Genomic DNA, 13,853 nt, shown 5'->3' on the forward strand with positions numbered 1-13,853 from the left:
CCTAGTAGCTGCGCGGCAGCTTCAGCACGTGGGAACCGAGGAAGTTCAGGATCATCTCCTGGCTGACCGGCGCGATCTTCATCAGTCGCGCCTCGCGGAAGTACCGGGTGACGTGGTACTCCTCGGCGTAACCCATGCCACCGTGGGTCTGCAGCGCCCGGTCGGCGGCGGTGAAGCCGGCGTCGGCGCACAGGTATTTGGCCGTATTGGCTTCTCGCCCACAGGGTTTGCCGTTGTCATAGAGCCAGGTGGCCTTGCGCAGCATCAGCTCGGCGGCGTCCAGCCGGGCCAGCGAGTCGGCCAACGGGAACTGCAGGCCCTGGTTCATGCCGATGGGCCGGCCGAACACCTCACGCTCGTTGCCGTACTTGACCGCCTTCTCCAGAGCGACGCGGCCGATCCCGAGCGCCTCGGCGGCGATCAGCATCCGCTCCGGGTTGAGTCCGTCCAGGATGTACTGAAAACCGTTGCCTTCCTCGCCGATTCGGTCCTCGACGGGAATTTCCAGATTGTCGATGAACAGCTCGTTGGAGCTGACGGCGTTGCGGCCCATCTTCTTGATCGGCCGGACGTCGACGCGGCTGCGATCCAGGTCGGTCAGGAACAACGTCATGCCGTCGGTCTTCTTAATGACCTCGTCATAGCTCTGGGTGCGGGTCAGCAGCAGAATCTTGTCGGATTCCATCGCTTTGGAGATCCACACCTTGCGACCGTTGACCACGTACCGATCGCCGTCGCGTTTGGCGAACGTGGTGATGCGTGACGTGTCAAGGCCGGCGCCTGGTTCGGTCACCCCGAAGCAGACGTGCACCTCACCGGTGGCCACCGCCGGCAACATGCGTTGCTTCTGCTCTTCGGAGCCGTGCACCACGACGGGTTGCATGCCGAAGATCGACAGGTGGATCGCGCTGGCGGCGTTCATCGCACCGCCGGACTTGGCGACTTCTTCGAGCAGGATGGTGGCTTCGGTGATGCCCAGGCCGTGGCCGCCGTATTCGGTCGGGATCGTCATCCCGAGCCAGCCGCCGTCGGCGATGGCGCGGTAGAACTCGTGCGGAAACTCGTGTGCCTGGTCTTTTTCCATCCAGTACTGGTCGTCGAACTTGCGTGCCAGTTCCGCGACCGACCGCCGGATCAGCTCCTGGTCCTCGGTGAGCTCGAAATTCATGCCATCCATGGGCACCTCCTTTCAGCGCGAGCAGACGCAGAATCGCACGATCGCTGCTCACGCAGTGCGATTCTGCGTCTGCTCGCGGGAAAACCGGGGCTCAGTCCTTGTTACCGGTAAGGGCTTTGGCGTTCGCCGCGAAATCCGCAAACGAGGAGCCGCCCCGGCTGTCCTTGTCGTGGCCGGCCGCTTTGATCGACACGTCGTGGCCTTCAGCGGCTTTGCGCAGGGCACCGACTGTCGCCTGCTCGCGCGAAATGTGCGTGAACGGGTCGAACGAGTACCAGCGCATGGCGTTCTCATGGGTCATCTTGTTGATCTCGTCGTCCGGAACATCGTTGAGAGACAACACATCCCACAACTCTTCCGGCGCGCCGGGCCACATCGAGTCGCTGTGCGGGTAGTCGGCTTCCCAACAGATGTTGTCGATGCCGATCATGTTGCGCAGCGCCACCCCGACCTTGTCGCTGATGAAGCAGGTCAGGAAGTGGTCACGGAACACATCACTGGGCAGCTTGCCCTTGAAGTCCTGGTGCGTCCAGGTGGAGTGCATCTCGTAGGTGCGGTCGGCACGCTCCAGGAAGTACGGAATCCAACCCGTCCCGCCCTCGGACAGCGCGATCTTGAGGTCGGGGTACTCCTTGATCGGGCGCGACCACAACAGGTCAGCGGCGGCTTGCACGATGTTCATCGGCTGCAGCGTGATCATCACGTCCATCGGGGCATCCGGCGCGGTGATGGCCAGCCGGCCCGACGACCCGATGTGCACGTTCATCACGGTGTCGGTGTCACACAGGGCTTCCCACAGCGGGTTCCAGTATTCGTTGTGGAAGCTGGGATAGCCCATCGCGGCCGGATTCTCGGTGAAGGTCAGCGCGTGCACGCCTTTCTTGGCGACGCGGCGCACCTCAGCGGCACACGCCTCGGCATCCCAGATCACCGGGATCGCCATCGGAATGAACCGCGCGGGGTAGGCACCACACCACTCGTCGATGTGCCAATCGTTGTAGGCCTGTACCAGCGCGATGGAGAAGTCGTGGTCGTCGGTGGCGAACAGCCGCCCGGCGAAACCGGGGAAGGATGGGAAGCAGATGGAGGCCAGGATGCCGCCCGCGTTCATGTCCTTGATGCGCTCGTCGACGTTGTAACAACCCGGCCGGATCTCGTCGAGTCCGGTCGGCTCGATGCCGTACTCCTCCTTGGGCCGTCCGGCCACGGCGTTGAGGGCCACGTTCGGGATCACCGTGTCACGGAACTTCCACATGTCCGAACCGTCGGCGTTGTGCACCAGGCGCGGCGCGTCGTCGATGTATTTCTTCGAGAGGTGGTTCTTGAACATGTCAGGCGGCTCGACGGTGTGGTCGTCCACACTGATCAGGATCATGTCCTCTTTGTTCATGGCTCTTTCAACCCTTCTCATCGTTCGCTCGGATCTCACACGAACGCGCGGCCCCCAGGCTGGCATCAACGAGCCACACATGCGCCAAGCTCTCTATAGCTTGAAAACTAGCTTCTCGCGAAGCGAGAATCAACATCCAGCATAGGCGCATCGGCGCTCTGCAGTCCCGTCCCAGTGGTGGCGGCTAGGTAAATCAGCAGCATGGCTACCCCGACAGCCGGAACCGGCCCGGCCCGGCCGGCGCGAAGCAGCACGATTGCGTCCGCGCCAGGATTGACCAACCGAGCGATTCGTGCAAATCTATTGGTTGCAAATGAGAATATGATTCTCGCTCAGAGAGAAGACGACCGAGAGGATCGCTGCGGGATGCGTCTGCCGCCGTTGCCAGCCGACCAGTGGGACGACGCTGTCGAAGGGGCACTGGCCGTCATGCTGCCCCCGGAGCGCCGCAATCCGCGGGATGCCTCCAATGTGCTGTCGACGCTGGTGAACCATCCGGTCCTGACCAAAGCGTTCCTCAAGTTCAACGTCCACCTGTTGTTCTCCTCCACCCTGCCGCCGCGCATCCGCGAACTGGCGATCCTGCGCGTCGCACATCGCCGTAACTGCGCCTACGAGTGGACCCACCACGTCAACCTGGCCAAACGAGAAGGCGTCACTGACGCCGAGGTCGAGGCGGCGCGGGCACCCGAGGTGGCCGGCAGTGACTTCGATGATTTCGAACGCGCGGTGCTCGTCGGGGTCGACGAGCTCGACGAACAGTCCCAGTTGTCCGACCACACCTGGGCCGCGCTCGGCGAGCAGATGGACGACCGCCAGCGGATGGACTACGTCTTCACGGTCGGCTCTTACATCATGCTGGCCATGGCCCTCAACACTTTTGGCGTTCAGCTCGAACAAGATCACTAGGAAGGTAAAAGTGGCCCACTTCCCCAAGCCAGCCGCCGGCAGCTGGACAGAGAACTACCCCGAACTGGGAACCGACCCGGTCGACTACACCGACTCGATCGACCCGGCGTTCTTCGAGGCCGAGCGCGAAGCGGTCTTCAAGAAGCAGTGGCTCAATGTCGGACGGGTCAATCGGCTGCCGCGCACCGGCAGCTACTTCACCCGGGAGCTACCGTCGGCCGGCCCCGGCACGTCGGTGATCATCGTCAAGACCAAGGACGGCTCGGTCAAGGCGTACCACAACGTCTGCCGGCACCGCGGAAACAAGTTGGTGTGGAACGACTTTCCCAACGAAGAAACTTCCGGCACCTGCCGGCAGTTCACCTGCAAGTACCACGCCTGGCGCTACAGCCTGGACGGGGACCTGACCTTCGTTCAGCAACCCGAAGAGTTCTTCAACCTCGACAAGGGCCAGTACGGCCTGGCGCCGGTGCGGTGCGAGGTCTGGGAAGGCTTCATCTTCATCAACTTCGACGACAATGCGGCGCCGCTGATCGACTATCTCGGACCGCTGGCCAAGAGCATCGAAGGCTATCCCTTCGGCGAGATGACCGAAACCTATTCCTATCGAGCAGAAGTCGGCAGCAACTGGAAGCTGTTCATCGACGCGTTCGTCGAGTTCTACCACGCGCCGATCCTGCACCAGGGGCAGTACACCAAAGAGGAAGCCGCCAAGATTCAGAAGTTCGGCTACGAGGCGCTGCACTACGAGTTGGCCGGCCCGCACAACCTGCAGTCGACCTGGGGCGGACAGGCCCCACCCCCGGACATGTCCATGGTCAAGCCGATGGACCAGGTGCTGCGTAGCGGATTGTTCGGTCCATGGGACAAGCCGGAGATCATCAAGGATCTCGAGCTGCCGCCGGGAGTCAACGTGAAGCGGGTGCCGCAGTGGGGCATCGACTCGTGGCTGTTCTACCCGAACTTCATGCTGCTGATCTGGGAGCCGGGTTGGTATCTGACCTACCACTACTGGCCAACTGCGGTGGACAAGCACATCTTCGAGGCATCACTGTATTTCGTCCCGCCGCGCAACGCGCGGGAACGCCTGGCCCAGGAGCTGGCCGCGGTGACGTTCAAGGAGTACGCATTACAGGACGCCAACACACTGGAGGCGACCCAGACCATGATCGGCACCAGGGCGGTCACCGAGTTTCTGCTGTGCGACCAGGAAGTCTTGATCCGTCATCTGCACAAGACGACCGGTAATCTCGTGAAGGAGTACCAGAACAATGTCGCTACCGTCTGAATTCGCGGCTCTGGAGCCATATCTGGACTGGGATCTAGCCACCGAGCCCGAGCGCTACGCCAAGCGGCTGGCGTCGACGATGGCCGAGATGCAGCAGTTCTACGACGTCGCCTTCCCGCTCCTGGAAGACGTCATCGCCTACTGCGACAAGTACCCGCTCGACGATCTGCCGGACGACGCGAAGACACTGATGCACATCATGCAGTCGCTGGTCATGGTGTCCTTCCCGATCGAGGCGTGGAAGCAACCGCGGGTCCCCGACAGCGGCGCAGCATGGGTGGAAGTGCTTCGGGAACCGGTGATCTGAACGGTGCCTGACGCTCTTCGCGCACGCGGCTCATCGCAGTTCACGCTCAAAGCGGCGGGACTGCTCGACGTCGATGCCGGGGAGATCGTCTCGCCCGGCATCCTGCGGATCGACGGCGACCGCATCGTCGGTGTCGGCGGCGATGTCACAGGCTCGGACTCTGAGGTCATCGACCTGGGCCACCAGATCCTGTTGCCCGGATTGATGGACATGGAGGTCAATCTGCTGATGGGCGGGCGCGGCGAGAAGCCGGGACTGTCCCAGGTGCAGGACGACCCGCCGACCCGCGTGCTGCGCGCGGTCGGCAACGCCCGCCGCACCCTGCGTGCCGGGTTCACCACCGTGCGCAACCTCGGGCTGTTCGTCAAGACCGGTGGTTACCTGCTCGACGTCGCGCTGGGCAAGGCGATCGACGCCGGCTGGATCGACGGACCGCGCATTGTGCCTGCCGGGCATGCCATCACCCCCACCGGCGGTCACCTGGATCCGACCATGTTCGCCGCATTCATGCCGGGCGCACTCGAGCTCACCGTCGAAGAGGGCATCGCCAACGGGGTCGACGAGATCCGCAAAGCGGTGCGCTACCAGATCAAACACGGCGCCCAGCTGATCAAGGTGTGTGTTTCCGGTGGCGTGATGTCGTTGACCGGTGAAGCTGGCGCACAACACTATTCAGATGAGGAACTGCGCGCGATCGTCGACGAGGCACACCGGCGGGGGTTGCGCGTCGCAGCGCACACGCACGGAGCCGAAGCGGTCAAGCATGCGGTGGCATGTGGTATCGACTGCATCGAACACGGCTTTCTGATGGACGACGAGGCGATTCAGATGCTGGTCGACAACGATCGGTTCCTGGTGACCACCCGCAGGCTCGCCGACGCGATGGACGTCTCACACGCTCCGAAAGAGTTACAGGACAAGGCCGCCGAGATGTTCCCGAAGGCGAAGACCTCGATTCTGGCCGCCTACCAGGCCGGGGTGAAGATCGCGGTCGGCACCGACGCGCCGGCAATACCGCACGGCCGCAACGCCGATGAGCTGGTCACCCTGGTGGAGTGGGGCTTGCCGCCGGTGGCGGTGCTGCGGGCGGCCACGGTGACCGCGGCGGAACTGATCAACTCCACTGAACTGGGCCGGCTGGCCGAGGGTATGCTCGCCGACGTCATCGCGGTGCCGGGAAACCCGTTGGACGACATCACCGTTACCCGCAACGTGGGCTTTGTGATGAAAGGCGGCAAGGTTTATGCCAACCAGAACTGACGATCTGGTCGAGATCCAGCAGTTGCTCGCCCGCTACGCGGTGACCATCACTCAGGGCGACATCGACGGGCTGATCGGCGTGTTCACTCCCGACGGCACCTACAGCGCGTTCGGCGACACCTACACCCTGGACCGGTTTCCGGAGCTGGTGGCCGCCGCGCCCAAGGGCCTGTTCATGACCGGGACCGCGCTGGTGGACCTCGACGGCGACGAGGCCACCGGTACCCAACCGCTGTGCTTCATCGAACACTCCGCCCACGACATGCGCATCGGCTACTACCGTGACACCTACCTGCGCACCGCCGACGGGTGGCGGCTGAAAACCCGTGCCATGACGTTCATTCGGCGCAGCGGGGTGCACGACCACGGTCGTCCGCACGCCGTGGGTCGTCCGGCGCCGTGACGTCGGGCACCGTCACCGTCGAGCAGTTTCGCGCCGACCTGTGCGCGTGGCTCGACGCCCATGACCTGACGCCCGGGCCCGATCATTCGCTGCAGGGCCACATGCACCAGTTCGCGCGGGTCAGCGAGGCGCTCTACGAAGCGGGCTGGATGCGCTACGGCTGGCCGGTCGAGGTCGGCGGCCTGGGCGGGCCGGCGCTGCTGCGTGCGGTGGTCGGCGAGGAAGTAGTGGGACGGCGGCTGGCCGAACCCGGCCCCTATTCGATGCTCGAAGTGCTCGCACCCACGATGATCGATTACGCGACAACCGAACTCGCCGCGGAAATGGTGCCATTACTGCTCAGCGGTCGTGAACAGTGGTGTCAGGGTTTCTCCGAGCCGGGATCGGGCAGCGATCTGGCGTCACTGTCCACCCGGGCGGTCCAGGACGGGGAGAATTGGCTCGTCAACGGCCAGAAGGTCTGGACCAGTTTCGCTCAGTACTCCACCCGGTGCATAGTGCTCACCCGCACCGCGCCCGGCCATGACGGGATCACCGCGTTCTTCGTCGATATGGACACGCCCGGCATCACCGTTCGCCCGCTACGCACCATGCACGGCGTCGACGAGTTCTGCGAGGTCTACTACGACGACGTCGTGATCCCGTCCAACCGCATGCTGGGCAAGCCGGGGGACGGCTGGCGCCTGGCGATGGACCTGTTGCCCTATGAGCGCTCGACGTGCTTCTGGCAACGCATCGCCTATCTGTACTCGCGCTTCGACCAGCTCATCGCCGACGTGACCGAACCCGACGAGTCCGCCTTGGGCGCAGCATATCTCGCGCTGCACACACTGCGCTGCCGGTCCCGCGCCACTCAGCACCGGCTGGCCGCCGGCGCCCGGCTGGGTCCGGACACCTCGATCGACAAGGTGCTGCTGGCCGGTGCCGAGCAGAAGCTCTACGATACCGTGCACGACCTGCTGCCCGGCCGACTCGAACTCGACGACACCCCCTGGCGCCCGGAGTACCTGTACTCGCGCGCGGCCAGCATCTACGGCGGAACCGCCGAGATCCAACGCAACATCATCGCCCGCCGGCTGCTCGATCTCGGCAAGGAGTGACGGTGACCGATCCCGAAGAACTGCAGCTGATCGCCGACTCGCTGCAAACGGCGATGGCCCGATGCTCCGGTGCCCGTCTCGACGCCGCACTGGCTGACCTGGGCTGGCTCGATATGCTCGACGAGATCCCTGGTGCGGCAATACCTCTGGTCTTCCGATTGCTCGGCGAAACCGGAGCACACGCCGCAGTTCTCAACGACGTCATCCTGCGGGCCGAAGGGCAGACCGGCGGCGCGACCGTGCCGTTGCCGTACTCCGGCGGTTCCTGGGTGATCTGGGAACGCGGCGATCAGCCCGGCTCGGCATTGGACGACGAGATTCCGATCCACCGGACCGCGGCCGGCGATCCGCTGTCCGCGGGCGCGCTGGCAGCGGGCCGACGGGCACTGGGCTGGTGGCTCGTCGGCGCCGGGCGGGCGATGCTGTCGCTGGCCCGCCGGCATGCGCTGGACCGCGTCCAATTCGGCCGTCCCATCGCCTCTTTCCAGGCGATACGGCACCGGCTCGCCGAGACGCTCGTCGCCGTCGAGGGCGCCGAAGCCACCTTGACGCTTGCCACGGAACAGCCCGACGATCTGGCCAGTCTGCTGGCCAAAGCCGCTGCCGGCCAGGCGGCGTTGACCGCCGCCCGCCATTGTCAGCAGGTGCTCGGCGGGATCGGGTTCACCGCTGAGCACGAATTACACCGACACATCAAGCGCGCGTTGCTCTTCGACGGATTGCTGGGCAGCTCGCGGGATCTCACCCGCGAAGCTGGCGCGATCCTGCGCGAACGAGGCTCGGCGCCGCGCCTGGCGCAGCTGTGACAATCCCACGGGCGCAAGCTAATTGCGCGGCAGACCCAGAATCCGCTGGGCGATGATGTTGCGCTGAATCTCCGACGTCCCGCCGGCGATGGTGCCGGCAAAGCTGCGGGCGTAACGGTCGAACCAGCTTCCGCTGTGGGCGTCGAGGTCCAGCGGCGCAAACGGCGCGGTGACCGCGGGATGCACCAGACCATCGGCGCCGGCAGCGTTCAGCGCATCCTCCGAAGCACGTTGCAGGGCTTCTGAACCCAACAGTTTCAGTACCGACTGCGCAGGCACGTCCTCCTCGCCGCGCGCCGCCCGGGCAGTCGCCGCCGAACCCAGCAGATGCATCGCCCTGGCATCCATCACCAGCGTCGCGTAGCAGTCCCGTTCCAGCACCCCGGTCGGGGTGTAGTCGACGGTCATCTGGTCCAACAGGTTGGCGTAGTCCATCCAGAGCATCGCCCGTTCGTGGCCCAGTGAGCCGGTGGCGACGCGCCAGCCGCCGTTGAGTTCGCCCACCAGATTCTCGGCCGGCACCCGGGCGTCGGTGAAGAACACCTCGTTGAACTCGATGTCGTCGTGATCGCACACCGACGGGAACGGCCGGCGCACCACTCCCGGGGTGTCCGTCGGGATCAGTAACACGCTGACGCCCTTGTGCTTTGGTGCGTCCGGATCGGTGCGTACGAAGGTCAGCAACACATCGGCGTCATGGGCGCCGGAGGTCCAGACCTTCTGCCCGTTCACCACGAAGTGGTCACCGTCGAGCACCGCTCTGGTCTTCAGCGACGCCAGGTCCGAGCCCGCGCCGGGCTCGCTCATGCCGAGTGATGCGGTGATCTCAGCCCGCAGGATCGGCACCGCCCAACGCCGCTTCTGCTCGTCGCTGCCGAACGACAGCAACGACGCAGCAATGATCCCGACACCCTGGGGGTTGAAACTGCGGTAGATCCGCCGCCGGGCCAATTCCTCGGCGCACACGTACTGCTGCAGCAACGAGGCGTTGCGCCCGCCGAATTCCGGCGGGTTGCCGGGCAACAGCCAGCCGTGGTCGAACAACAGTCGCTGCCACCGGACCGCCCAGTCGGGCAGGTGCGAACACGACCGCGGCCGCTCGAACGCGTCGGCCTCCTCAGGTAGGTGCTGTTCGAGAAACGCGATGAATTCGGCTCGGAATGCCTCGACATCGGCATCGAAACTCAGCTGCACCGCGCTTCACTCACCTCTCTGGAACCGCACGCGCGTTCTATTCTCTGGAATCTGCTTCCCAAACACGTGTCAAAGAGAATAGTATTCTCGTCGTGAGGAAGTTACAATCTCCTAGACACCGTCCGTGGGGAGGTTGAGCACAGCGATGGCGCGGCGTTCTCCGGTACAGTCCAACCATGTTCTCCCTGCGCGGCAATCCCCCGAGCCGCCCGTGACAAACCCCAGCGAAGAGCCGGCGTGGAAGCAGCGCGCCGTCGAACGCTCAATCAAGACCGCGAAACTGCGCGCGGCGCAGCGCGTCCAGCGTTTTCTGGATGCCGCGCAGGCCATCATCATCGAGAAGGGCAGCACCGACTTCACTGTCCAGGAGGTCGTGGACCGCTCCCGGCAATCGCTGCGAAGTTTCTACCTGCAGTTTGACGGCAAACACGAGCTGTTGCTGGCCCTGTTCGAGGACGCCCTGAGCCGCTCGGCCGACCAGATCCGCGCCGCGACGGAGAGCCACACCGACGCCCTCGAGCGCCTCAAGGTCGCCGTGGAGCTGCTCTACGAGGCCTCTCGCCCCGACCCGACTGCGCGGCGGCCGCTGTTCACCGACTTTGCGCCGCGTTTGCTGGTGACCCACCCGACTGAGGTCAAGGTTGCGCACGCACCCCTGCTGGCTTTGCTCACTGAACTCACTGAGGCAGCGGCGGAAGCCGGCAAGCTGCGCGCGGACGTCAACCCGAAGCGGGCCGCCGCGATGACCATGCAGACCGTGATGTTCATCGCGCAGTCCAGTGGCGGGACCGACGAAGAGACGCTGCACCCGATCACGTCCGACGAGGTCTGGGACTTCTGCTCACGCGGATTCGCCGGCAAATAGGTTGCGGCCGCGCCGGCCTCGATTTCCACTGATCCATTACCCGATGAGCGAATATCGCACATTGCTAAATGGACGAGAATGTTGTTCTCTGATAGTAAGAACGGTAAATAGCCGAAACGAATTCCGCGTTGACACTCGTTGGTGGGTGGTGACAGAGTTTTCCAGGCGGCACGATCGCGCTCTCCCGGCCAACGGGGCGCGGTTCCGGCGAGAGGGCAGTTACCTGTGACAGTCAGCGCTCCCAACGATGTCTACTTCGATCCGTACGACGTCGGGCTCAACGCCGACCCCTATCCGATGTTCCGGCGCCTGCGCGAAGAGGCGCCGCTCTACTACAACGAGCAGCACGACTTCTACGCACTCAGCCGGTTCGCCGACGTCGATGACGCGATCGTCGACTATCAGACCTTCAGCTCCGCGCGCGGCGCCATTCTCGAGCTCATCCGCGCCAACATCGAGATGCCGCCGGGCGTCCTCATTTTCGAGGATCCGCCGATCCACGACATCCACCGCAAGTTGTTGTCCCGCATGTTCACGCCGCGCAAGATCAACGCCCTGGAACCCAAGATCCGTGAATTCTGCGCGCGCAGTTTGGATCCGCTGGTCGGTACGGGTCGATTCGACTTCGTCGCCGACCTGGGCGCGCAGATGCCGATGCGGGTGATCGGCATGCTGCTGGGGGTTCCGGAAGAAGAACAGGAAGCCGCCCGCGACTTCGCCAACGCACAGATGCGCACCGAGGCCGGCAAGCCGATGGAGTTCTCTGCCGAAGCCATGCTCAGCGGCGAGTTCTTCAGTCAGTACATCGACTGGCGTGCCGCGCATCCCTCCGACGACCTCACCACCGAACTGCTCAACGCGGAGTTCGAGGACGAGACCGGCACCGTGCGCCGGATGCGCCGCGACGAACTGCTCACCTACATCACCGTGGTGTCGGGTGCCGGCAACGAGACCACCACCCGGTTGATCGGCTGGGCCGGCAAGGTGTTGTCCGAGCATCCGGAACAACGGCGTGCGCTGGTCGAGAATCCGGCGTTGATACCGGCGGCTATCGAGGAGCTGCTGCGCTTCGAACCGCCGGCGCCGCATGTGGCGCGCTATGTGACCCGCGACGTGGAGTACTACGGCCAGAAGGTGCCCGAAGGCAGCGTCATGATGATGCTGATCGGCGCGGCAAATCGTGACCACCGCCAATTCCCGCCCGACGGAGACGTTTTCGACATCCGCCGAGAAACGCGCCAGCACCTCACGTTCAGTGTCGGCACCCATTATTGTCTCGGCTCAGCGCTCGCGCGGCTCGAGGGCCGCATCGCGCTCGAGGAAATCTTGAAGCGCTTCCCGGATTGGGAGGTCGATCTCTCCGCAGCCACGCTTTCCCCGACGTCGACGGTTCGGGGTTGGGAATCCATGCCGGCCGTGCTCGGCTGACGACGACGCAGAAAAGGGGTAAGTCATGACTGGACGGGTAGAGGGCAAGGTCGCCTTCGTCACCGGGGCTGCGCTGGGTCAGGGCCGTAGCCACGCGGTGCGGTTGGCGCAGGAGGGCGCCGACATCATCGCCATCGACGTCTGCAAGCGGGTGGTGGAGACCAGCCCGATCCCGGCGGCCACGCCAGAGGATCTGGCCGAGACCGCCGATCTGGTCAAAGGCCTCAACCGGCGGATCTTCACGGCCGAAGTCGACGTGCGGGACTACGAGGGGCTCAAGGCCGCAGTGGACGCCGGCGTCGAGCAGCTGGGCCGGTTGGACATCATCGTCGCCAACGCCGGCATCGGCAACGGCGGAGACACCTTGGACCAGTGCAGCGAACATGACTGGCAGGAAATGATCGACGTGAACCTGTCCGGCGTATGGAAAACGGTGAAAGCCGGTGTGCCGCATCTGATTGCCGGCAAGAAGGGTGGCTCGATCATCCTGACCAGCTCGGTCGGCGGGTTGAAGGCGTATCCGCACTGCGGTAACTACGTCGCGGCCAAGCACGGTGTCGTGGGCATCATGCGTTCGTTCGCAGTTGAGTTGGGACACCACATGATTCGGGTCAACTCGGTACATCCCACGCACGTGAGCACCGGCATGATCATGAACGAGGGCACCTGGAAATTGTTCCGCCCCGACCTGGAGAACCCGGGCCCCGACGACATGGCCCCGATCTGTCAGATGTTCCACACGCTGCCCGTGCCGTGGGTGGACGCGGAGGACATCAGCAACGCGGTGCTGTTCTTCGCTTCGGATGAGTCCCGCTACGTCACTGGTGTCACCCTGCCCGTCGACGCGGGGAGCTGCCTCAAATAGGGTTCGCCCTATGGAGAGTTTCGACGGGCGCGGGGCGGTCATCACCGGCGGGGCCAGCGGAATAGGGCTGGCCACCGCCACCGAGTTGGCCCGACGCGGTGCGCGATTGGTGCTTGCCGACGTCGACGGACCGGGTTTGGAACATGCCGTCAATCAACTGCGCGGCGACGGTGTCGACGCGCACGGCGTGCTGTGCGATGTCCGTCATCTGGAGGAGATGCAGCACCTCGCCGAGGAGTCCTTCCGGCTGCTCGGGCAGGTCGACGTGCTGTTCAGCAATGCCGGCATCGTGGTGGCGGGCCCGATCGCCGAGATGACCCACGAGGACTGGCGCTGGGTGATCGACATCGACCTGTGGGGTTCGATCCACGCGGTCGAAGCCTTTCTGCCGCGGTTGCTGGAGCAGGGCACCGGCGGTCACATCGCGTTCACCGCCTCCTTCGCCGGATTGGTCCCCAATGCGGGGCTCGGCGCCTACGGGGTGGCCAAGTACGGGGTGGTCGGTCTGGCCGAGACGCTGGCCCGTGAGGTCAAGGGCAACGGCATCGGGGTGTCGGTGCTGTGTCCGATGGTGATCGAGACCAAGTTGGCGTCCAACTCCGAACGCATCCGCGGTGCGGACTACGGTCTGGTGTCCACACCCGACGGGACGGTGGCCGGGCTGCCCGAGCAGGATGGCACCCTCGGGGTGGCAGAGCTGGCCCGACTGACCGCCGATGCGATCCTGGCCAACCGTCTGTATGTGATCCCGCATGAGGCGGCCCGCGCCTCCATCCGGCGCCGCTTCGAGCGCATTGACCGTACCTTCGACGAGCAGGCCGCCGAGGGCTGGCGCCACTAGCGCGCGCGAAATCGTCGCAG

Annotated in this window: 14 protein-coding genes; 11 read left to right on the forward strand and 3 right to left on the reverse strand. The window is 64.6% G+C overall.

Annotated elements, in window-relative coordinates; genetic code table 11:
* Nucleotide 1: 1 nt before the first annotated feature.
* A complete protein-coding gene (locus AC5Y3Z_RS13610; protein WP_463827495.1) occupies nt 2–1,168 on the reverse strand; it encodes an acyl-CoA dehydrogenase family protein in 1,167 nt (388 codons plus the stop codon).
* Between the two features lie 100 nt (nt 1,169–1,268).
* On the reverse strand, nt 1,269–2,567 hold the full coding sequence (locus tag AC5Y3Z_RS13615) for an amidohydrolase family protein (protein WP_463827240.1): 1,299 nt from the start codon (nt 2,565–2,567) through the stop codon (nt 1,269–1,271).
* A 366-nt stretch (nt 2,568–2,933) separates the two neighbouring features.
* On the opposite strand from AC5Y3Z_RS13615, the gene AC5Y3Z_RS13620 reads away from it, so the two are divergent.
* From AC5Y3Z_RS13620 to AC5Y3Z_RS13650, 7 genes are read left to right on the forward strand one after another with little or no spacing between them, the layout of a single operon-like run.
* A complete protein-coding gene (locus tag AC5Y3Z_RS13620) occupies nt 2,934–3,476 on the forward strand; it encodes a carboxymuconolactone decarboxylase family protein (protein WP_463827239.1) in 543 nt (180 codons plus the stop codon).
* A 10-nt stretch (nt 3,477–3,486) separates the two neighbouring features.
* Nucleotides 3,487–4,764 carry an aromatic ring-hydroxylating oxygenase subunit alpha gene (locus AC5Y3Z_RS13625; protein WP_463827238.1) on the forward strand — a complete coding sequence of 426 codons (1,278 nt, stop codon included), beginning with the start codon at nt 3,487–3,489 and terminating at the stop codon, nt 4,762–4,764.
* Complete coding sequence (locus tag AC5Y3Z_RS13630) at nt 4,748–5,071, forward strand: hypothetical protein (protein WP_463827237.1); 324 nt, start codon at nt 4,748–4,750, stop codon at nt 5,069–5,071. The genes AC5Y3Z_RS13625 and AC5Y3Z_RS13630 overlap by 17 nt, the downstream gene beginning before the upstream one ends.
* A 3-nt stretch (nt 5,072–5,074) precedes the next feature.
* On the forward strand, nt 5,075–6,331 hold the full coding sequence (locus tag AC5Y3Z_RS13635) for a metal-dependent hydrolase family protein (RefSeq protein ID WP_463827236.1): 1,257 nt from the start codon (nt 5,075–5,077) through the stop codon (nt 6,329–6,331).
* A complete protein-coding gene (locus AC5Y3Z_RS13640) occupies nt 6,315–6,734 on the forward strand; it encodes a nuclear transport factor 2 family protein (protein WP_463827235.1) in 420 nt (139 codons plus the stop codon). The genes AC5Y3Z_RS13635 and AC5Y3Z_RS13640 overlap by 17 nt, the downstream gene beginning before the upstream one ends.
* On the forward strand, nt 6,731–7,834 hold the full coding sequence (locus AC5Y3Z_RS13645; protein WP_463827234.1) for an acyl-CoA dehydrogenase family protein: 1,104 nt from the start codon (nt 6,731–6,733) through the stop codon (nt 7,832–7,834). The genes AC5Y3Z_RS13640 and AC5Y3Z_RS13645 overlap by 4 nt, the downstream gene beginning before the upstream one ends.
* Before the next feature lie 53 nt (nt 7,835–7,887).
* The gene (locus AC5Y3Z_RS13650; RefSeq protein ID WP_463827494.1) at nt 7,888–8,640 is read left to right on the forward strand and encodes an acyl-CoA dehydrogenase family protein; all 753 of its coding nucleotides are present in this window, start codon (nt 7,888–7,890) and stop codon (nt 8,638–8,640) included.
* Nucleotides 8,641–8,658: 18 nt separating this feature from the next.
* Here AC5Y3Z_RS13650 and AC5Y3Z_RS13655 read toward each other — a convergent pair whose 3' ends face one another.
* Nucleotides 8,659–9,834, reverse strand: a complete 1,176-nt coding sequence (locus AC5Y3Z_RS13655) for an acyl-CoA dehydrogenase family protein (protein ID WP_463827233.1) — start codon at nt 9,832–9,834, stop codon at nt 8,659–8,661.
* A gap of 211 nt (nt 9,835–10,045) precedes the next feature.
* Here AC5Y3Z_RS13655 and AC5Y3Z_RS13660 point away from each other — a divergent pair, with 211 nt between their 5' ends.
* From AC5Y3Z_RS13660 to AC5Y3Z_RS13675, 4 genes are all read left to right on the forward strand, one after another.
* Entirely contained in the window at nt 10,046–10,699 is a 654-nt protein-coding gene (locus tag AC5Y3Z_RS13660) for a TetR/AcrR family transcriptional regulator (protein WP_463827232.1), read from the forward strand.
* A gap of 225 nt (nt 10,700–10,924) precedes the next feature.
* A complete protein-coding gene (locus AC5Y3Z_RS13665) occupies nt 10,925–12,127 on the forward strand; it encodes a cytochrome P450 (RefSeq protein WP_463827231.1) in 1,203 nt (400 codons plus the stop codon).
* A gap of 25 nt (nt 12,128–12,152) precedes the next feature.
* Nucleotides 12,153–12,992, forward strand: a complete 840-nt coding sequence (locus AC5Y3Z_RS13670) for a mycofactocin-coupled SDR family oxidoreductase (RefSeq protein WP_463827230.1) — start codon at nt 12,153–12,155, stop codon at nt 12,990–12,992.
* A gap of 10 nt (nt 12,993–13,002) precedes the next feature.
* Entirely contained in the window at nt 13,003–13,833 is an 831-nt protein-coding gene (locus tag AC5Y3Z_RS13675; RefSeq protein WP_463827229.1) for an SDR family NAD(P)-dependent oxidoreductase, read from the forward strand.
* Nucleotides 13,834–13,853: the final 20 nt, after the last annotated feature.

It is taken from the genome of Mycobacterium sp. NGS61 (genome assembly GCF_059812325.1).